Consider the following 18,701-nt stretch of genomic DNA (forward strand, 5'->3'; position numbering starts at 1 on the left):
CCGCACAAAGTTACTATTATTTATTCAGAATAGGCTCATTATCGGTTAAAAAAGTTCAATACCCAATTTATGTAAGGCATTCAATACAATTCTTTCATGAGTATCCCCCAATAATGAAAAACGCAAAGCGCTTGACATTGCAGCTTTCTTCACTACAGTATTGTCTCCTTGCAATGCGACAGTCAACTGATCTATATATTCGTTTATTTCACGCTCATCTGGTTCCCTCCCTTTCATAAACAACCGGGAAAGTACATGAAACCCACAAAGCTGGTATATCATTTTCTCTGATGCCATCCATCGATACGCTATCTCCGCTGCAAAAGGAAGGTACTGGTAAAGATTAAAAGATGCCATTTCCGCTATTTCAACCGAATCTGTCTGCTCCATCCATATATCAACTATTTCCGGCATAATCTTTTCCACTGGCATAATAAGAGTGGCCAGTATTTTACACTCTCTCACATTCTCCTTCCAAAGAGCTATGGCCAAATCATAATCCTTACCGATTTCTGCCGCTTTGTCTTTCAGCATGGGAAACGGTGCTCCCCAATTTATATGATATTCAATTCCTTTCTCCCTCATTGACTGAGCTGCAACGCCATCCATCATTAAACGGAACGAACATTTAACGGCTTTCAGCCTTTCGCTTATATCCTCATTCATAATATCAATTCAATCTTATATCAATGTGGCATATTCAGAGCTGTACCTTAACATTTGGTGTTCGTATGTTTCCGAATAATCAATCTTTATATCCGTTATGTTACCGCAAGCATCTGTCACTGGTATCATCATTGGATTTATGAATCCCTTATAAGGGGCAATGTTCAATCGGTTATAACGCTGTAATATCTCTTCATGCAAAACCGGATCGACATTTACCCCATACTTTTCCACAAGTTTACGTGCTGCCTCAAAATCACCTTCGCTCTTTATACGCTGCACTTCAACCAACAATTTGGCAAAAAGCCCTCTCAACTTTTCATAATCGGTTATCTCTATATAAGTCTTCTCCCCTTTTTTATATAAATGAATGGCATCACCATTATCATAACACCATCTCGCAATAAGAGCACGATTCCGCATGTGAGCCTCCTCAATCTGATTCCCGGGTGAGATCCTCACTATTTGAGTCAACATGCCATTCAATATATATGTGTAATACTGTGACTTATATGCCTCCGATTCATCCAAAAGACCAAGCTTGAGCATATACGGATCTGCCAAATAATAAAGAGCAAACAAATCTGCCCTCGCTTCTTCTATTGTATTCCCATAAGCTTTAAGTGCATCGGGATCTACCCCAGGCAATAATCGTCCACTTCCATGGCCGAGACATTCATGTAAATCGGTATGCAAGTCATCGCACACATTGCCATATCTGTCCATTAGTGACTTTATGTGCTCATCCGTGACAAATTCATCTTTAAATCCATTGCCCTTTGAAGCTTCGCTATAAGCATGCGTCAAGTTACCGATCGTTACACTTTTACTTCCATATTCAGTACGAATCCAGTCCGTATTTGGAAGATTTATTCCTATCGCTGTGGACGGATATTCATCACCGCCCAACATCGCGGCACAAACAACTTTGGCTGAAATACCTTTAACTTGTTTCTTCTTAAACCGGTAATCTACGGGGGAATTATCTTCAAACCATTGAGCATTGTCACTTATTGTCTTTGTACGCTTGGTAGCTTCCAAATCAATATATTCAACAATTCCCTCCCATGAACCTTTAATACCAAGTGGATCACCGTAAACTTCAATAAAGCCATTGACAAAATCAACTCTTCCATCAACCGAATCAACCCATTCAATCGAATATTCATCAAATTTGCGTAAATCGCCTGTCTTGTAATATTCTATAAGCTTTTGGATGACACAACGTTGCTTATCATTCTCTGCAACATTTTTCGCTTTTGACAACCAATATATAATATGGCTGATTGCCTTCGCATACAATCCTTTTTCACTCCAAACCTGTTCAAAAATCTGTCCATCTTTTTTAACTAATTTGGAATTCAACCCGAAAGATGGGGAATTATCGCCTGCCCTTTCCTTTAAAGCACCATAATAATCTTCCACTTCTTTTTGTGTCACACCATCATAATAATTACATGCAGAAGATGTAACCAGGTCATAACCATTAGCTTTATTCACTCGCTTTGACATAAAGCTTTCATCAAACATGATTGAAATCAATTCATCGCAAAGTCCATCTACGGTCTGCCCTGAGTTCAACGGCAAACGGGTTGCCTCAACCTCATGCATAACGCAACGCAAATACTCTTTGGAAAATCCTGGTACAAACTTCTCACAACCATAATGATGATATATACCATTTGAGAACCAGACCCGTTTCAAATATACTTCCAAAGCTTTAAACTCATCAGTATCATGGGATATGGTTCGATCCTGATATATTGTTTCCAAAGTTTTTCTTACCCGCAGATTATATTTTCCAAATTGGTCGAAAACAATATCCCGACCATATAATGTTGCCTGAGCGAGATAGTAAATAAAAATCTTCTGACATATAGCAAGTTGCTCAAAACCGTCTAGACGGTATCTGAGCAACTGAATATCCGCGAATCTCTCGTCGGAATAATTAAATCCTGAAATATACATTTTTCCATTTACTTATTCTTCCGCATCTTTTACTTCTTGCTTTCCTCCCGTTTTTTTGCTTCTTTTCGGCGTAACAGCATCTGCACTATGCAACAAACGATACTCTCTTGGAGTCATTTTCATCAATTTATAAAAAGATGCATAAAAAGACTGGCGGTTTGAGAAACCAACCATATCGCTGACTTCCTCCATGTTAAGATTCATATACCTCTTGTCAACGAGTATCGCCATTGCCTCTTCTATCCGGAATTTATTGACAAAAGAAGTGTAATTCATGTGAAACCTTACATTCACCACAGCCGAGATATAACGTGTATTGGTTTTCAAATCCTCCGCAAGTTTTTTTGCTGAGTAATTCTTATCTTTATACCTCTTCTGCATTACTATGATGTTCAAGATCTTTTCCTTCATCTCGTCCATCAACTGAGGACTAATCATACTTCTGTATATAGCCTCCTTTTCTTTTCTTTCTGTAATATTATACTTTGCCATAACCTATTGAGTTTATAATTTGTTTTCGTTGCAAATATACGATATTTTTATTTGTTTTGTCGTTATTTTTCCTGTATTATTTCTAAAATAATCATAACAAAAATATTAAAAATAAAAATACAACGACATAATTGTTAAAACAGTAGCCAAAATGCATGAATTATAAAAATAAATCCTACTCGCCAACAACAAAATGCACATATCAAACCAACACTTTTCCATAAACAGAAGTATCGCCAAATGTAGCACAAGAATGTTTTGTTTTTACCGCCTGCTATTAACTTTGCACACCAATTAAATATATCAAGACAACAAATAATCTTGATATATTTTTACAAATATAATCCATCTAAAGAAAGAAGCACATATTGTCAGTCACCTCAAAAAGAATAATAACAAATCAAGATACACATATGTTTACAACAACAATTTACATGTTCAAACACAAATAGGCCCAACCTCAGACATAATTAACTTAAGACACACCATGCAAATTTACATTTGCTACATAGGATAACATCCGGCATATATAATTTAACTATAGATAGGTTTTCTATATACATAATATATAGAGTCTTTGCCCATATAACAAGAAAAAACAGAAATCAACCGATAAGCAATGCGATACAACAGGATTGCAAAAACGAAATAACACATATCCCCAAAAACAAATTCAATTCAGCCACATTAATATATCATTTTCATGCTTATTTATCTTTTTGATACATCTTATTATGTTATGTGTGATAATATCGTCATTGAATTATAAGATAAAGATAATTTTATTTACAAAACAAGTAAGTTAAAATCTATTCTTCATAAATATCAGATTCGGATTACTACACATGAAATGCATAAAGCCTGCTTTTTAAGATAAATAATACCACATACTTATCAAATACCTTTCATTGTGTGCCCACACAATAAATTTTATCAAAATTATTCAGAAAAAGTTTGCGAAATCAAATAAAAATACATTATCTTTGCAGTGTTATCCTGAAAACAATCTTTTTACCTTACAAACTAATACCTATTGAAGATATAAAGCGGTTGCCTGTGAAAGCCATCGCTTTATTTTATACCCACCTTTTTAAAGATTAATAATTGTTAACCCAAAAGGATTTCTTCCCATAAAATTCCTACTAATTCATCAAAAATCAGTAACTTTGCGGCCGATTTAGTCCGTGGAGGCTTAAACAAGCGAGAACACGATGTTCATCCGCCTTACGGAAAAACCGTTTATTAATAAATAATGTACGCAATTGTAGAGATTAACGGTCAACAGTTTAAAGCCGAACAAGGCAAAAAACTTTTTGTTCATCACATCAGAGATGCAAAAGAAGGCCAGGCTGTTGAGTTTGAGAAAGTACTGCTTATTGACAAAGATGGCAGTGTAGAGGTTGGTGCTCCTACAGTAGAAGGAGCCAAGGTTGTATGTGAAGTTGTAAACCCTCTTGTAAAAGGTGATAAAGTCATCGTTTTCAAGATGAAGCGCAGAAAAGACTATCGAAAGAAGAATGGTCATCGCGCACAATTCACAGAGATTGTAATAAAACAAGTAATCGCTTAAAATTTTAGGAGGAAGTAAGAAATGGCACATAAAAAAGGTGTTGGTAGTTCTAAGAACGGCCGCGAATCAGCTTCACAGAGATTAGGCGTTAAGATTTGGGGTGGCCAAAAAGTAATAGCTGGCAACATCATTGTTCGTCAGCGTGGCACAAAACATAATCCTGGCAACAATGTTGGTATCGGTAAGGATGATACACTCTATGCTTTGGTCGACGGAGTTGTCAATTTCAAAAAAGGCCGCAACAACAAGAGCGTTGTTTCCGTAATTCCGGGAGCAGAAGCCTAACAAAATTTAAAATAATTTATTCCAAACAAACAACGGAAATCCCACTTCTCCAAGGAGATTTGGGATTTCTGCCTTTTTATAGGCTTAAATATCAGAAAATCGAAAATAATATTAAATTGTTTTTTATGCTACATTTCGTTTATTCCACCGAATTATATTAACTTTGCAGAAAATAATATTGATTAAGTTTTTAAAACAAAATATTTATGCTTACACTCAAACTCATCAGTGAGGAAACTGAACGTGTCATTTGTGGTTTGGAAAAGAAGCATTTTAAAAATGCTAAAGAAACCGTAGCTAATGTGCTTGCCATAGACAAACGCCGTCGTGAGGCACAACAAAAAGCAGACAAAGCCAAACAGGAAATAAAACTCTTATCTGCCGAGATTGGCTCGCTAATGAAACAAGGCAAGAAAGACGAGGCAGAAAGCGTTAAAGCAAAAGTTGCCACATTGAAACATACTGACAAAGTAATGCAAGATGAAATGGCCGCTGCTGAACAAAAACTCACTAACCTGCTTTGTACCATTCCAAACATTCCGAATAAAGACGTACCAGAAGGTAAGGACGCTGCAGACAATGTTATTGTAACAGAAGGTGGCCAAAAACCTTGCCTATCAACTGATGCCATGTGCCATTGGGATTTGTGTAAGAAATACAATCTCATTGACTTTGACATGGGAGTAAAAATAACAGGAGCCGGTTTCCCTATATATATAGGCAAAATGGCTCGTTTACAACGGGCACTTGAAGCTTTTTTCCTTGATGAGGCACGCAAAAGCGGATACTTGGAAATCCAGCCGCCATACGTAGTAAACGAAGCCTCCGGATACGGAACCGGCCAACTTCCAGACAAAGAGGGCCAAATGTATCATTGCAACCTTGACAACCTATACCTTATACCGACAGCGGAAGTTCCCGTCACTAATATTTTCCGGGATGTAATTCTTGACGAGAAAGATCTCCCAATAAAGCGCACGGCATATTCAGCTTGTTTCCGAAGGGAGGCCGGGTCTTACGGAAAAGACGTGCGAGGTCTCAATCGCTTGCATCAATTCGACAAGGTGGAGATTGTACGTATAGATACTCCAGAGCATTCTTATGAAAGTTTGAGAGAAATGCTGACACATGTGGAAAGTCTTGTCAAAAAGTTGGAACTTCCTTATAGAATATTACGATTGTGTGGTGGAGACATGAGTTTCACCTCTGCCATCTGCTATGATTTTGAAGTATGGAGTGCCGCACAAGAACGTTGGCTCGAGGTATCTTCTGTTTCAAACTTTGAAAGCTATCAGGCCAATCGTCTTAAATGCCGCTATCGCAAGACTGAAGATAAAAAAATCGAATTGTGCCATACATTGAACGGCTCGGCACTGGCACTACCGCGTATCGTGGCTACAATAATCGAAAACAACCAAACACCGGACGGCATAAGAGTACCGAAATGTTTGGTACCTTATTGCGGCTTCGAAATGCTGGACGATAAAAACTTTTAATATAACAGATGAAAATTAGGAACATATATCATGGTTTTGTTCCTAATTTTCATTTATTTTTATCAGGTAAGAACATGAACAGAATTATTCGTAAGGAGCAATTTTCCGAAAAAGTATTCCTTTTTGAAATAGAAGCACCACTCATTGCCAAAAGTAGAAAAGCCGGCAATTTCGTTATTGTACGTGTTGATAAAAATGGAGAAAGAATGCCATTGACAATAGCAGATGCCGACATAGCCAAAGGTTCCATTACACTGGTCGTTCAGCAAGTGGGGCTATCATCGATAAAACTCTGCAACCTAAACGAGGGAGACTATATCGCCGATGTTGTAGGCCCATTGGGAAATCCTACACACATAGAAAAATTCGGAACTGTCATTTGTGCTGGTGGTGGTGTCGGAGTAGCACCTATGTTACCCATCATAAGAGCACTCAAAGCCGCTGGCAATCGTGTTCTGTCTGTCCTTGCCGGACGCAATAAAGATTTGATTATCTTAGAAAAAGAAGTTCGTAATAGCAGTGATGAGGTTATAATAATGACCGATGACGGTTCGTATGGAGCAAAAGGTGTCGTTACTGTCGGTATTGAGCGCCTCATCAACCAAGAACACATAGATAAGGTGTTTGCAATAGGTCCTCCCATAATGATGAAGTTTTGCTGTTTGTTAACACAAAAGTACAACATTCCAACAGATGTGTCACTAAATACCATCATGGTAGATGGCACTGGAATGTGTGGCGCATGCAGACTTACAATTGGCGGAAAAACTAAATTTGTATGCATCGACGGACCGGAATTTGACGGAGCCTTGGTCGATTGGGACGAAATGTTCAAACGTATGGGAACATTTAAACGTGCAGAACAGGAAGAATTGGAACACTTCGATGAGCATGTCACATGCAGTGAACTGTTGACAGATCGTAACGCACAGTGGAGAAAAGACTTACGAAGTGCAATGAAACCAAAAGAACGTACAGCCATTAAGCGGGTTGTAATGCCTGAACTTGAACCTGAATATCGTTCGACTACACTTTGGGAGGAAGTCAATACTGGTTTAACGGCCGACATGGCTATTGTTGAAGCCCAAAGATGTCTTGACTGCGCCAAACCGACATGCGTAGAAGGATGTCCGGTAAAGATAAATATCCCGTCATTCATAAAAAACATCGAACGTGGAAATTTTCATGCTGCCGCAAAAGTTCTAAAAAACACCTCTACCCTACCCGCCGTTTGTGGACGAGTATGTCCGCAAGAGAAACAATGCGAAAGTAAATGTATACATCTTAAAATGAATGAGTCGGCTGTGGCTATTGGCTATTTGGAACGATTTGCTGCCGATTATGAACATGACAGTGGCAAAATATCGCTACCTGATACTGCTCCGGCAAACGGTATCAAGATTGCTGTTGTCGGTTCCGGGCCAGCAGGACTGAGTTTCTCTGGAGAAATGGCGAAAAAGGGATATGAAGTGCATGTATTTGAAGCATTACACGAAATCGGCGGCGTGTTAAAATATGGTATCCCCGAATTCCGGCTGCCAAATCACATAGTTGATGTTGAAATAGACAATCTTAGGAAAATGGGAGTAAACTTCCATACCGATTGTATTATAGGCAAAACAATATCAATAAGCGAACTTGAAAGTGATGGCTTTAAAGGTATTTTCATAGGCTCTGGTGCCGGCCTGCCTAATTTCATGGGCATTCCTGGCGAGAACCTGATTAATATAATGTCATCAAATGAATATCTTACACGAGTAAACTTGATGAACGCAGCTGACCCAACGACAGATACTCCTATAAACTTAGGTAAAAACGTAATGGTTGTTGGTGGTGGAAATACTGCAATGGATTCTTGCCGCACCGCAAAGCGCCTTGGAGCAAATGTTATGATTGTTTACCGCCGTTCGGAAGATGAAATGCCGGCACGCTTGGAAGAAGTCAAGCATGCGAAAGAAGAAGGAATACAATTCCTGACATTACATAACCCCACAAAGTACATTGCAGATGAAAGCGGTGCTGTAAAACAAGCTATATTAGAAATTATGCGACTGGGAGAACCTGACGCAAGTGGCAGGCGCCGTCCCGAACCGACCGGAGAGACAAAGACAATAGATGTTGATCAGGTCATCGTTGCCATTGGAGTTTCCCCCAACCCACTCGTTCCACAATCTGTAGAAGGTCTGGAACTCGGATATAAAAATACCATTGTGGTGGATGAACACATGCAAAGTTCACGCAAAGGCTTATACGCCGGTGGTGATATTGTAAGAGGTGGGGCAACAGTCATCTTGGCTATGGGAGATGGTAGAAAAGCCGCTGAAAATATGGATAAACAGTTAAAAGAGAACAACCAATAACCAAGTGAACGGATTATATACTATCATATTACTCATACTAAGCAATGTCTTCATGACACTTGCATGGTATGGGCATTTGAAACTGCAACAAACAGGAACAACAAACAACTGGCCTCTACTGGGAATAATTGTTTTCTCTTGGATAATAGCTTTTTTTGAATATTGTTGTCAAGTTCCAGCAAACCGCATCGGATTTCAAGATAACGGCGGCCCATATACACTTGTCCAACTCAAAGTTATACAAGAATGTATAAGTTTAGGTGTCTTTGCTGTTATAGCAAATATTATGTTTCAAGGCCAAACACTTCATTGGAATCATATATTAGCCTTTTTCTTTATCATATGTGCGGTATATCTTGTGTTCATGAAATAACAATCATTCTACATGCCACAATATACAGAAATTCAAAGACTGGAACATAAAATTATCAGAAAGTTTCAAAAGGCACTTTACCAATACAAACTCATTGACGATGGAGATAAAATCCTGATAGGTTTATCCGGTGGTAAAGATTCCTTGTGCTTAATGGAATTATTGGCCAAAAGAGCCAAAATACAAAAACCGACGTTTTCGGTTGAAGCCGTACATGTGAAAATGGAAAACATACACTATGAATCCGATACGGCTTACTTATATTATTTTGCAAAAAAATTAGGTGTACCATTGCATGTGGTTACGACAAGTTTTGAATATAAACCAGAGTGCAAAAAATCTCCCTGCTTCTTATGTTCATGGTACAGACGAAAACAATTGTTTAATCTGGCACAAAATATCGGATGCAATAAAATTGCATTGGGACACCACATGGATGATATAATACACACAGCATTGATGAATTTATCATTTAATGGGCATTTTTCAACTATGCCCATTAAATTAAAAATGTCCAAAATGCCACTGACTATTATCCGGCCAATGTGCTTAATCAGTGAGTCTGACATACATAAATATGCAGAACTAACAGGCTATAAGAAACAACTAAAAAAATGCCCTTATGAAACAGAAACAGAACGAAATAACGCTAAACATATATTCAAAGAATTTGAAGCAATAAATCCAGAAATAAGGTATTCAATTTGGAATGCGCTGGAAATTGACAACAAATTAATTGAGTAACATTCTAAATATTGTTAATGCTATATATAACATAAAGAACTTTTACGTATCTTTGTTTAATGAAGTTACGAAAAGAGTGTAATTTATTGGAAATGAGCGTAAGTTAATTGCTCATGATAGTAATAGGTTACGAATTAGTTAGTTATCTACTGCATTATCCTTCTGCGCGTTGCGTAACCTTCAAAGAACTCTTCGTATGCAAAAATAGAAATTAAACGGGAGATTTAGAAATAAATCTCCTGATTTTTTATCCTCACATATAAGTTTTTCCGTAAAAGCGGTTTTGTCCGTCGGCACACCATCGCCCAAAGAGATTTTGGACGAACGTATGCCGACTACCGCATAAGCGGAGAAAAGGGCTTTGCCTCACGCCTAAACAGAAGTTTAGACTGATGATGCAAGGCCCATTTCTTTTGCGCTTATGCCAGAGAGGTGCTTTTACGGATTTCTGACTGTTTTTCTTTTTCGCTGTCCATTTGAGCCGGAAGCGGAAAGCCGTGCAAGACCGCCCGCTCCATGAATGGAACAAGCCGTCACCCACGGCAGGCAAACCTGAAAGAATGATTTTATATGTCCGACCGGACACGTCCTGCCGGACATATAAAACCATACTTTCCACACGGTGGTTTGCCCGGTTCCACGCTTCCGGCTGTTTCCCTTTTTCTTTTGTGGACTTCTTTTTTACGGATTTCTCTTTTGAAGTTTTCCTGTCCAATCTGCCTCCACTTCCGTTTACCTCCATTTCCGCGCCTTTCAGTGAGCCGCATCAGGCAGTCATTTCCGTTCTGGGCGCAAAGGTAATTCCGGGATTGGACGGGAAAGCAAGGTCAAGCCTCCTGTTTTCTGCGGAAATCTCCAGCCCTGCGGGTAGTATTTCCGCGAAAAACCTTGCATTCCCTAATCCCTACCTTTTTAAGCACCCGAAACGAAAACGACCGATGCGACAGAAAGACGCATTAAAAAAAATGTCGGATAAACGAGAGGCAGATAAGATAGTTTGAAACTCAACTCCCTCAGCTCTTGAATCCGCATTAAAAACAAAAAATCAAAAACAAAACGGATATGGAAACAACAATGGCAACAAAATTCGTGGCTTGGGAAGTGCCGACATTGGAAACACTGAAAGGCAGTAAGGCTTACATCCTTCGTGAGAAACTGAACAACGGAGGACAGATGAACCGAGAGGAAAAGGATTGGCTCACCGAAAACGTGAACAGTAACACCTATTTCAAGAGCGCAGTCCCCTTGCAAGGCTGGAGGTTTGACTTCTCCGATGTTCTCCGCACGTTCCTCGTATGCCAATACGGACGTTGGACGGAATACAAGGCAACGGACAAGACCGGACTTCGCAGATACCTATACGGCAGGATAGACAACATTGTGGAACTTGAAAAATGATACGGCTATGACGGCAACGGCAAATTTCAGACAAGTGGCGCAATACATAGGACTTGCGATATGCGGTTTAATCGTGCGCACCGCCTTCGGGATATTGGACATCCTTTGGGGCATCATCACGGAGATAATAAACGGAGTGTTCCGAGTGGCGATAGGCGTAATCGTGGCTATCCTTTCCACAATCGCCTTCTTCGGCTTCATCCTTTGGTTATTCACCCTTTAACCCCTACCGAAATGGCAAAGAGAAGCAGCAAGACGGCAGCACAGCAGTGCAGATACTACGAGGTGGACAACATCTTCGTGTACATGGTGGAAACGTATATCAACGGAAACATATCCGTGTTCCGTGACCTCTACCACGAACTGAACAAGGACGCACGGAGGGATTTTACAGACTTCCTTTTGAGCGAGGTTGAGCCGACCTATTGGAGAGAGATACTGAAACAGACAATCTAAAATGACAGCGATATGAAAACGACAGACCATTTCAAGAGAACTATACAGATGTATTTGGAACAGCGGGCAGCGGAAGATGCGCTCTTTGCCAAGAACTACCGCAACCCAGCCAAGAACATAGACGATTGCGTGACCTACATTCTGAACTATGTGCAGAAAAGTGGTTGCAACGGCTTCACGGACGGAGAGATATACGGACAAGCCGTCCACTACTATGACGAGAACGAGGTAGAGGTGGGCGAACCTATCCAATGCAAGGTAGCCGTGAACCATGTGGTGGAACTCACAGCGGAGGAAAAGGCGGAAGCACGGCAGAACGCTATCCGACAATACCAAGACGAGGAACTCCGCAAGTTGCAGAACCGCAACAAGCCAACAGCGAAGAAAGAAACCAAAGTTGAACCATCACTATTTGACTTCTGATTATGAAACCGAGAACACGCATACAGCAGGAAGTCGCACGTTTGAGCAAGCGACTACCGAGATTGACCGAAGAACAAAGGGCATACGCTTTCCGCCATTGCTTCAAGCATTACGCCATCAAAAGGGCAGACGGCACGAACATCTGCACCGAGTGCGGACATTCGTGGAAAAGCGACCACGACCTTGCAGATACCATTTGCGGATGCACCTGCCCCCGTTGCGGCATGGAGTTGGAAACATTACGCACCCGAAAGAGTGTTTTCAGCGATATGGAGTATTTCTCCATCGTCACCACCTGCAAGCGATACCAAGTGATACGCTTCTTTTCCGTCAAGTCACGATACAAGGCAGGGCAGCCAGCCGAATATTCCATCTTTGAAGTGGTGCAGAGGTGGATTGCCCCCGACGGCAAGACAACGACCGTTGCCCGATTGCGTGGCATGTCCTTGTTCTATTACGACCTATGGAATGAATACAGCGACATGGAGGTACGCAAGAATGGAGAATTTCGGGCATACGACATAAATCCGGTATGCACCTACCCACGACAGCGTTTCATACCCGAAGTGAAACGCAACGGCTTCAAGGGTGATTATCACAACATCCTGCCTTACGACCTTTTCAAAGCCATACTTTCCGACTGCCGAGCCGAAACGCTGTTGAAGGCAGGGCAATATCCCATGTTGCGTTACTATATATACCACTCTTTCAATATCGTAGAGTATTGGGCATCCTTGAAGATATGTATCCGAAATGGCTACACCATTGCCAACGGCTCTATGTGGCGTGACACGATAGACCTCCTGCGTCATTTCGGCAAGGACACGAACAGCCCGAAGTACGTTTGCCCTGCCGACCTCAAAGCCGAACACGACAAGTTGGTGGCGAAGCGTAACCGACAAAGGGAACGTGAGCGGACGGAACAGCAACGGCAAAAGGCGATTGAGGACGAGAAGAACTATCTGAAAGCCAAAGGTATCTTCTTCGGACTTGTGTTCTCCGACAACCTTATCCGTATCAAGGTCATAGAGAGCGTGGAGGAAATGATAGAGGAAGGACGTATGATGCACCATTGCGTGGGTGGCTACCACAATCGGGAAAATTCTCTTATCCTTTCAGCGACCATTGACGGCAGACGCATAGAAACGATAGAGGTATCACTGAAAACTTTGGAGGTGGTGCAGTGCCGTGGCTTATGCAACGAGAACACCGAATACCACGACCGCATTGTAAACCTTGTGAACAGCAACGTGAACCTTATCCGCCAACGGATGGAAGCGGCATAGTATAAACCTATAATATCCAATAGTATGGAAGTAAGAATTGAAAGCATGATTTGTCTGTGGGACGATAAAATCCCCGTGATGTTCCTTGAATTTGTGAACCTCCTCACTCTGGCAACGAGTGAGGAGCAGTTAAGGGCAAGCGTCAAGGGCTTTGCCGAGAAGCACGAACTTGACAGGTTCTTCCTTTACGGCTTCGGCAGCCACCATTTCTACCTGCACCAACGCTACACGAGCGACCCCGAAATGGTGATGCGCAACCGAGTTTTGTCAGTACATTTTTAACAACTCTAAAATCAACGATTATGGCAACACGAATGACTATCAACGGAGTAAGCACCTGCACGGAAGCAGGTATGGAGAAATACGAAAAATTCCAAATGGGTATCGGCAGACGCAAGCGGACACTTGTGCAGTACGACTACCGCCACCCCGCAGACGGAGAATTGTTCTCTTGTGTCAAACCTACGTTGGACGAGTGCCGAACCGCACGTGACAAGTGGCTGACCACGAAAAAGGGAAAGGAGGGAAACTTATGAACGCAGCAGCCTACCAAACGCTGATAGTGAAGTTCAGCGAGCCTATCAAAGTATTGGACGGCATCTTTGACGATGCCGAAGCGTGGGGAGTTGATACCCTAAAAAAGTGGATAGATGACTATGAAAGTAGCAGGTTTACCGCCATTGACAGCCATACGGCAGTCATCACAAGCGAGTACAATATGGAGTGCCTGATGGAATGGTTGAAACGAAACACACCCATTGCCGAGATAACAGAATGTTGAACAAGTTGGCGGTGTCCGCACCGCCAACCTAAAACCAAGAAAAGCATGATAGCAAAGACTATTTTACAGCAGATAGGCGGCAGACGCTTTGCCGCCATGACGGGAAGCAAGGACTTCATAGACATGGGAAACGGCTTGCGTATGAGCCTTGCGAGGAACAAGACAAGCGCAAACCGCCTTGACATCATCTACGATGCAGGATTAGACCTCTACAATATGCGTTTCTACCGCAAGACGTTCAGTAAAAAGACATTCGAGTGCAAGACAAAGGACATTGCAACGCACGATGGCATATACTGCGATATGCTGGAAGAAATGTTCACGATGGTAACGGGACTTTACACCCGATTTTGAGGGGTGGGCGGCAAAAGCCGCCTACTTTCTTTCGTGAGCATGATGGCGAAAAAGAAAGTAGCATTATCACAATCTTCTTATAATGCTACTTATCAAAACTAAATGATTATTACAAGAACACATTTTATTTATCTGAAAATCAATCAGACTTTTAATAATATTATTGTATATTGTTCATTTTGATTATATGGCAATATCGCCGAACTCAAAAAATCATACACAATGAATAATTGCAAATCCATTCCACGCAGTGAGTTCTTCATTTACTGCAAAAGAGCCTTTGAGAGTTTCAAACTGTCCACCTACATGACCGACAGGTATTTACGTTACATAGAATACATATCCCAATACATGGAGGATATGGGTGTTGATTCTTACGATTTGAATTTCAGTTCTGCTTTTCAAGAAAAGATAGCAAAAGCTGATAATTCTCCAAATCAGCGAAAATCAAGGGAGTATTCTTGTGCGTTAAGTCTTATAGACAGGTTCATTCAAGGTTTGCCGTATGCCGCACAGCGAAAAAAACTCAAGACATACAATTTCCCGTCCAATGAATTGGGGGATTATGCAAACAAGTTTATTGAACACATAAAAACAAAGAAACGTAAGAATGTTACATTATTACGCTATCAGCATTCAATGTCAAATATTGTAAATGGCTTATCCGAAAAAGGTTGCGATTCTCCCTCGCACTTAACCCGAACCTTGATAATTGATTTGATTGCTTCGCATAGAACAGCCGACAACTGGTATTTCTATCTCATAAACCAATTCCTGAATTATTTGGCAGAGCAAGATGTCATTCCTTTGGTCTTGGCTCATGTAACATATGGGAAAAAGCCTCCAATACCAAAGCCGTTACCATCATATTACACAGCGGAAGAAGTAAAGAAAATAGAAATGTCTTTTGACAGGGGTACTTTGCTCGGTAAAAGAAATTATGCGATGATTCTTTTGGCTTCACGTTTAGGGTTAAGAGCATCGGATATATGCCAGCTCCAATTAGATAGCCTTGATTGGAAGAACAATAGAATCAAAATCCTCCAAAGCAAGACAGGAAAAGATTTGGAGCTACCGTTGTTGGCGGATGTTGGTAATGCCATTATTGATTATCTTAAACATGCCCGTCCTAAAACGAAAAGCAATATGGTGTTCCTTAGCCAAGTAGAGCCGTACAGACCGATAGCCACAGCCACACTTTCCGGTGCGGTGAGCAAAGCCATTCACAGGGCGGGGATTGAAACAATAGGCAGACATGTCGGTACACATACGCTACGCCATAGCCTTGCCACATCAATGATGAAAACCGGAAGTAGCATACAGGCTATTTCCGAAACATTGGGGCATTCGGGTACAGGAGCTACAATGGCATACCTTAACGTGGACATTGACTCTCTTATGGAATGTTCACACGAAGTACCTCCGGTAGATAAGTCCTACTATACACAGAAAGGAGGTGCATTCTATGTTTGAAGTTAAGTTGAAATCTCACTCCTCGCTCTATCCCTATATGCAGGACTATATCCATGAACGTGAAATAAAGGGAATTTGTACGGGAGAAGCAAAAACCATACTAAGTAATTTTGAATGCTATTCTGCGAGTGTTGGATATAACTGTGAACATATTTCACGTGAACATTATCATAATTGGATTGACAGTCTTGAGGGTAATGAAGCACACAAATCCTTGTACATACGTGGTGTAATACTGTTTGCAAAGTATTTGAATCTGAGGGGTAAAATAAGTTTTGTAGGTATGCATCCACCTTACAAAAGCGACTTTACACCTTATATTTATAGTGAAGAGGAAATAGCCACACTATTCTCAACGGTGGACAAATGGCGAGACTATAGTATCAATCCCGGTTCTATAGCCCTTGTCATGCCGACATTGTTAAGGTTAATATATAGTACAGGCATGAGGATTGGCGAGGCTTTAAGCATTACCAATATTGATGTGGACTTCACAAGGCATTCCATCTGTTTGAGAAAAACAAAGAACAACCATGAACGCTACTGTGCAATAACTCCAACAATGGAGATTGTCATAAAAGAATATATAAGATACAGGAACATGTTACCAGTGGCTGGAGTCGATGCTCCACATGCTTTGTTGTTTTGCAACAATATTGGTGGTAAGGTAAATGCAAAAGCCGTCAGAGTCAGATTCCATAATATTCTAATCGCTTCGGGATTCAAGGTTACGCCAAGTGGATATCTGCCAAGAATCCATGACCTGCGGCATACCGCATGTGTGCATACCATGAAAAAAATGATAGCGGCAGGTAAAGACATCTACTGCTGTATGCCGCAACTTGCTGTATATATGGGACATTGTGACCCTAAAGACACGGAATATTACTTACGTTTGACACCGACAGCTTTTCCCGAACTATTGGCTATGGACGCAAAGACAACTATGCCAATAACTGAGATAGTGAATCTTTTTTTATCAAAACAAAAAGTATAAAGAAAATGGATACATATAAAAATTTCACGAGGTCTCTTGAAGCATTTTTTCAACAATACCTCATCAAAGAACGTGGTGCAAGCCAGCAAACGGTAAGAGCATACGGAGAAGCGTTCAAGGCTTATCTTGAATATAATAAAACCTTGGATATCAAACCTCAAAATATAACACTGCGGAACTTTACAAGGTCTCACATATCAAGTTTCCTCAACTGGATAGAGGAAGAAAAGAAAAACTCTATCAGCAGCAGGAATCAACGTTTGTCCGCAATGCGTTCCTTTGCCTGTTTTCTTATTATGGACGACCCCTTGCATATCTGTCAGTGGATTGAGGTGAGACAAATACCTGCAAAAAGGGGAGCAACAGAAATCGTCAAGCACCTCTCTGTTGACGGTATGGCTGCAATCCTTCGGCAAATAGACACATCAACGCCCACCGGAAGACGAAATCTTGCAATGCTGTCCCTACTTTATAATTCAGGAACAAGAGTACAGGAACTTATAGACCTCACGCCAATATGTATCAGATTTGAGAAACCGTATTCAGTTGTGGTTAAAGGAAAAGGAAACAAGAAACGTTTGGTTCCTTTGGATGAGCCAATAATGGAACTCCTAAAGAATTATCTTGATGAAACTGGGTTGTGTCGTCCGGGAAAAGAGAGACATCCTCTTTTTTTCAATGCACAAGGTGGACAACTATCTACTCCGGGAGTTACTTACATCATAAAAAAATACGCAGATATGGCTCGTTTTGACAATCCCCAACTGATTCCCGAAAAAGTTAGTCCCCATGTTTTTAGGCATTCCAGAGCAATGCATCTGTTACAGAGTGGCGTACAGCCCATCTATATACGTGATTTTCTTGGACATGTTTCTGTCCAAACAACAGAAATTTATGCTCGTGTCAGCAGGAAGCAAAAAGATGAAGCCATAGCCAATGCTTATCGGGACGTAGGAATTAAGAACCCCGAACCTAAATTATGGGAAAAGGATGATGAACTTCTTGATTTTCTAAGCAATCTTTGCTCGAAAAGATAGAACGGAAATATTATCACAAGTGAAATTATAAAGTTGTCTTAGCCATATCTTGACTATTAATAGATTAAGACATACGATTAATGCCACTTGTGATAATCATTTAGTTTTGATAAGTAGCATTATCACAATCTTCTTATAATGCTACTTTCTTTGTCCGCCATCATGCTCACTGAAAGAAAGTAGGGCGGCTCTCGCCGCCCCGCCACTCAAAAGCGTGTGTAAAGTCCCGTCACCATCGTGAACATTTCCTCCAGCATATCAAAATAGATACCCTCGTGTACGGCAATGTCCTTTGTCTTGCACTCAAAGGTCTTTTTGCTGAACGTCCTGCGGTAGAAGCGCATATTGTAGAGGTCTGCCCCTTCGTCATAGATGATGTCAAGGCGGTTGGCACTTGTTTTGTTCCTTGCAAGGCTCATCCGTAAGCCGTTGCCCATATCTATGAAATCACGGCTACCTGTCATGGCGGTGAAGCGTTTTCCGCCTATCTGCTGTAATATCGTCTTGGCTATCATATCTTTTGTTTTTAGGGTTTTAAGTAT

22 protein-coding genes are annotated in these 18,701 nt (G+C 40.9%); 18 read left to right on the forward strand and 4 right to left on the reverse strand.

Annotated elements, in window-relative coordinates; all coding sequences use genetic code 11:
* Positions 1–45 precede the first annotated feature (45 nt).
* Genes HPS53_RS06775 through HPS53_RS06785 form a run of 3 tightly spaced genes read right to left on the reverse strand, consistent with a single transcriptional unit; the run spans position 46 to position 3,126 of the window.
* Positions 46–666, reverse strand: coding sequence for a DNA alkylation repair protein (locus HPS53_RS06775; protein WP_104369574.1), 621 nt, complete (start codon positions 664–666; stop codon positions 46–48).
* Positions 667–681: 15 nt separating this feature from the next.
* Positions 682–2,634 carry a dihydrofolate reductase gene (locus HPS53_RS06780; protein WP_172205283.1) on the reverse strand — a complete coding sequence of 651 codons (1,953 nt, stop codon included), beginning with the start codon at positions 2,632–2,634 and terminating at the stop codon, positions 682–684.
* A gap of 12 nt (positions 2,635–2,646) precedes the next feature.
* The gene (locus HPS53_RS06785) at positions 2,647–3,126 is read right to left on the reverse strand and encodes an AraC family transcriptional regulator (RefSeq protein WP_104369572.1); all 480 of its coding nucleotides are present in this window, start codon (positions 3,124–3,126) and stop codon (positions 2,647–2,649) included.
* A gap of 1,252 nt (positions 3,127–4,378) precedes the next feature.
* Here HPS53_RS06785 and rplU point away from each other — a divergent pair.
* The 18 genes from rplU (at position 4,379) to HPS53_RS06880 (ending at position 18,159) form a co-directional block, all read left to right on the forward strand.
* The gene (rplU, locus tag HPS53_RS06790) at positions 4,379–4,696 is read left to right on the forward strand and encodes a 50S ribosomal protein L21 (RefSeq protein WP_104369571.1); all 318 of its coding nucleotides are present in this window, start codon (positions 4,379–4,381) and stop codon (positions 4,694–4,696) included.
* Between the two features lie 21 nt (positions 4,697–4,717).
* A complete protein-coding gene (gene rpmA, locus HPS53_RS06795) occupies positions 4,718–4,981 on the forward strand; it encodes a 50S ribosomal protein L27 (protein WP_104369570.1) in 264 nt (87 codons plus the stop codon).
* 206 nt (positions 4,982–5,187) lie between these two features.
* Positions 5,188–6,477, forward strand: a complete 1,290-nt coding sequence (gene serS, locus HPS53_RS06800) for a serine--tRNA ligase (protein WP_172205285.1) — start codon at positions 5,188–5,190, stop codon at positions 6,475–6,477.
* A gap of 74 nt (positions 6,478–6,551) precedes the next feature.
* Entirely contained in the window at positions 6,552–8,837 is a 2,286-nt protein-coding gene (locus HPS53_RS06805; RefSeq protein ID WP_172205287.1) for a bifunctional dihydroorotate dehydrogenase B NAD binding subunit/NADPH-dependent glutamate synthase, read from the forward strand.
* Positions 8,838–8,841: 4 nt separating this feature from the next.
* On the forward strand, positions 8,842–9,210 hold the full coding sequence (locus HPS53_RS06810) for a DMT family protein (RefSeq protein ID WP_104369568.1): 369 nt from the start codon (positions 8,842–8,844) through the stop codon (positions 9,208–9,210).
* A gap of 12 nt (positions 9,211–9,222) precedes the next feature.
* A complete protein-coding gene (locus HPS53_RS06815; RefSeq protein ID WP_104369567.1) occupies positions 9,223–9,954 on the forward strand; it encodes a tRNA 2-thiocytidine biosynthesis TtcA family protein in 732 nt (243 codons plus the stop codon).
* A 1,062-nt stretch (positions 9,955–11,016) separates the two neighbouring features.
* A complete protein-coding gene (locus HPS53_RS06825) occupies positions 11,017–11,352 on the forward strand; it encodes a hypothetical protein (protein WP_025069034.1) in 336 nt (111 codons plus the stop codon).
* 7 nt (positions 11,353–11,359) lie between these two features.
* Entirely contained in the window at positions 11,360–11,575 is a 216-nt protein-coding gene (locus tag HPS53_RS06830) for a hypothetical protein (protein ID WP_025069035.1), read from the forward strand.
* A gap of 11 nt (positions 11,576–11,586) precedes the next feature.
* Positions 11,587–11,808 (forward strand): hypothetical protein, encoded by a 222-nt coding sequence (locus HPS53_RS06835; protein ID WP_018667431.1) that lies wholly within the window; start codon positions 11,587–11,589, stop codon positions 11,806–11,808.
* A 12-nt stretch (positions 11,809–11,820) separates the two neighbouring features.
* Entirely contained in the window at positions 11,821–12,231 is a 411-nt protein-coding gene (locus HPS53_RS06840; RefSeq protein ID WP_018667430.1) for a PcfK-like family protein, read from the forward strand.
* A 2-nt stretch (positions 12,232–12,233) separates the two neighbouring features.
* Positions 12,234–13,517: a PcfJ domain-containing protein gene (locus HPS53_RS06845; protein WP_172205290.1), complete on the forward strand. Its 1,284-nt coding sequence runs from the start codon at positions 12,234–12,236 to the stop codon at positions 13,515–13,517.
* 24 nt (positions 13,518–13,541) lie between these two features.
* Positions 13,542–13,799, forward strand: a complete 258-nt coding sequence (locus tag HPS53_RS06850; RefSeq protein ID WP_104403924.1) for a hypothetical protein — start codon at positions 13,542–13,544, stop codon at positions 13,797–13,799.
* Between the two features lie 20 nt (positions 13,800–13,819).
* Positions 13,820–14,053, forward strand: a complete 234-nt coding sequence (locus HPS53_RS06855) for a DUF3873 domain-containing protein (protein WP_024988516.1) — start codon at positions 13,820–13,822, stop codon at positions 14,051–14,053.
* Positions 14,050–14,298, forward strand: coding sequence for a hypothetical protein (locus tag HPS53_RS06860; protein WP_104403925.1), 249 nt, complete (start codon positions 14,050–14,052; stop codon positions 14,296–14,298). The genes HPS53_RS06855 and HPS53_RS06860 overlap by 4 nt, the downstream gene beginning before the upstream one ends.
* A gap of 45 nt (positions 14,299–14,343) precedes the next feature.
* Positions 14,344–14,652: a hypothetical protein gene (locus HPS53_RS06865; RefSeq protein ID WP_100766168.1), complete on the forward strand. Its 309-nt coding sequence runs from the start codon at positions 14,344–14,346 to the stop codon at positions 14,650–14,652.
* A 222-nt stretch (positions 14,653–14,874) separates the two neighbouring features.
* A complete protein-coding gene (locus HPS53_RS06870; RefSeq protein WP_121767515.1) occupies positions 14,875–16,125 on the forward strand; it encodes a site-specific integrase in 1,251 nt (416 codons plus the stop codon).
* The gene (locus tag HPS53_RS06875; RefSeq protein ID WP_172205293.1) at positions 16,118–17,122 is read left to right on the forward strand and encodes a tyrosine-type recombinase/integrase; all 1,005 of its coding nucleotides are present in this window, start codon (positions 16,118–16,120) and stop codon (positions 17,120–17,122) included. Before HPS53_RS06870 ends, HPS53_RS06875 begins: the two co-directional genes overlap by 8 nt.
* Before the next feature lie 5 nt (positions 17,123–17,127).
* The gene (locus HPS53_RS06880; protein WP_121767517.1) at positions 17,128–18,159 is read left to right on the forward strand and encodes a tyrosine-type recombinase/integrase; all 1,032 of its coding nucleotides are present in this window, start codon (positions 17,128–17,130) and stop codon (positions 18,157–18,159) included.
* Between the two features lie 206 nt (positions 18,160–18,365).
* On the opposite strand, the gene HPS53_RS06885 is transcribed toward HPS53_RS06880, so the two are convergent.
* Positions 18,366–18,674, reverse strand: a complete 309-nt coding sequence (locus HPS53_RS06885) for a hypothetical protein (protein WP_004304290.1) — start codon at positions 18,672–18,674, stop codon at positions 18,366–18,368.
* Positions 18,675–18,701 lie beyond the last annotated feature (27 nt).

Source organism: Prevotella sp. PTAC, assembly GCF_013166535.1.
GTDB lineage: Bacteria > Bacteroidota > Bacteroidia > Bacteroidales > Bacteroidaceae > Prevotella.

Excerpts from the sequence above, each read along its gene's own strand:
- HPS53_RS06775 (WP_104369574.1), bottom strand. The coding sequence starts at position 666 with ATGAATGAGGATATAAGCGAAAGGCTGAAAGCCGTTAAATGTTCGTTC.
- HPS53_RS06780 (WP_172205283.1), bottom strand. The coding sequence starts at position 2,634 with ATGTATATTTCAGGATTTAATTATTCCGACGAGAGATTCGCGGATATT.
- HPS53_RS06785 (WP_104369572.1), bottom strand. The coding sequence starts at position 3,126 with ATGGCAAAGTATAATATTACAGAAAGAAAAGAAAAGGAGGCTATATAC.
- rplU (WP_104369571.1), top strand. The coding sequence starts at position 4,379 with ATGTACGCAATTGTAGAGATTAACGGTCAACAGTTTAAAGCCGAACAA.
- rpmA (WP_104369570.1), top strand. The coding sequence starts at position 4,718 with ATGGCACATAAAAAAGGTGTTGGTAGTTCTAAGAACGGCCGCGAATCA.
- serS (WP_172205285.1), top strand. The coding sequence starts at position 5,188 with ATGCTTACACTCAAACTCATCAGTGAGGAAACTGAACGTGTCATTTGT.
- HPS53_RS06805 (WP_172205287.1), top strand. The coding sequence starts at position 6,552 with ATGAACAGAATTATTCGTAAGGAGCAATTTTCCGAAAAAGTATTCCTT.
- HPS53_RS06815 (WP_104369567.1), top strand. The coding sequence starts at position 9,223 with ATGCCACAATATACAGAAATTCAAAGACTGGAACATAAAATTATCAGA.
- HPS53_RS06825 (WP_025069034.1), top strand. The coding sequence starts at position 11,017 with ATGGAAACAACAATGGCAACAAAATTCGTGGCTTGGGAAGTGCCGACA.
- HPS53_RS06830 (WP_025069035.1), top strand. The coding sequence starts at position 11,360 with ATGACGGCAACGGCAAATTTCAGACAAGTGGCGCAATACATAGGACTT.
- HPS53_RS06835 (WP_018667431.1), top strand. The coding sequence starts at position 11,587 with ATGGCAAAGAGAAGCAGCAAGACGGCAGCACAGCAGTGCAGATACTAC.
- HPS53_RS06840 (WP_018667430.1), top strand. The coding sequence starts at position 11,821 with ATGAAAACGACAGACCATTTCAAGAGAACTATACAGATGTATTTGGAA.
- HPS53_RS06845 (WP_172205290.1), top strand. The coding sequence starts at position 12,234 with ATGAAACCGAGAACACGCATACAGCAGGAAGTCGCACGTTTGAGCAAG.
- HPS53_RS06850 (WP_104403924.1), top strand. The coding sequence starts at position 13,542 with ATGGAAGTAAGAATTGAAAGCATGATTTGTCTGTGGGACGATAAAATC.
- HPS53_RS06855 (WP_024988516.1), top strand. The coding sequence starts at position 13,820 with ATGGCAACACGAATGACTATCAACGGAGTAAGCACCTGCACGGAAGCA.
- HPS53_RS06860 (WP_104403925.1), top strand. The coding sequence starts at position 14,050 with ATGAACGCAGCAGCCTACCAAACGCTGATAGTGAAGTTCAGCGAGCCT.
- HPS53_RS06865 (WP_100766168.1), top strand. The coding sequence starts at position 14,344 with ATGATAGCAAAGACTATTTTACAGCAGATAGGCGGCAGACGCTTTGCC.
- HPS53_RS06870 (WP_121767515.1), top strand. The coding sequence starts at position 14,875 with ATGAATAATTGCAAATCCATTCCACGCAGTGAGTTCTTCATTTACTGC.
- HPS53_RS06875 (WP_172205293.1), top strand. The coding sequence starts at position 16,118 with ATGTTTGAAGTTAAGTTGAAATCTCACTCCTCGCTCTATCCCTATATG.
- HPS53_RS06880 (WP_121767517.1), top strand. The coding sequence starts at position 17,128 with ATGGATACATATAAAAATTTCACGAGGTCTCTTGAAGCATTTTTTCAA.
- HPS53_RS06885 (WP_004304290.1), bottom strand. The coding sequence starts at position 18,674 with ATGATAGCCAAGACGATATTACAGCAGATAGGCGGAAAACGCTTCACC.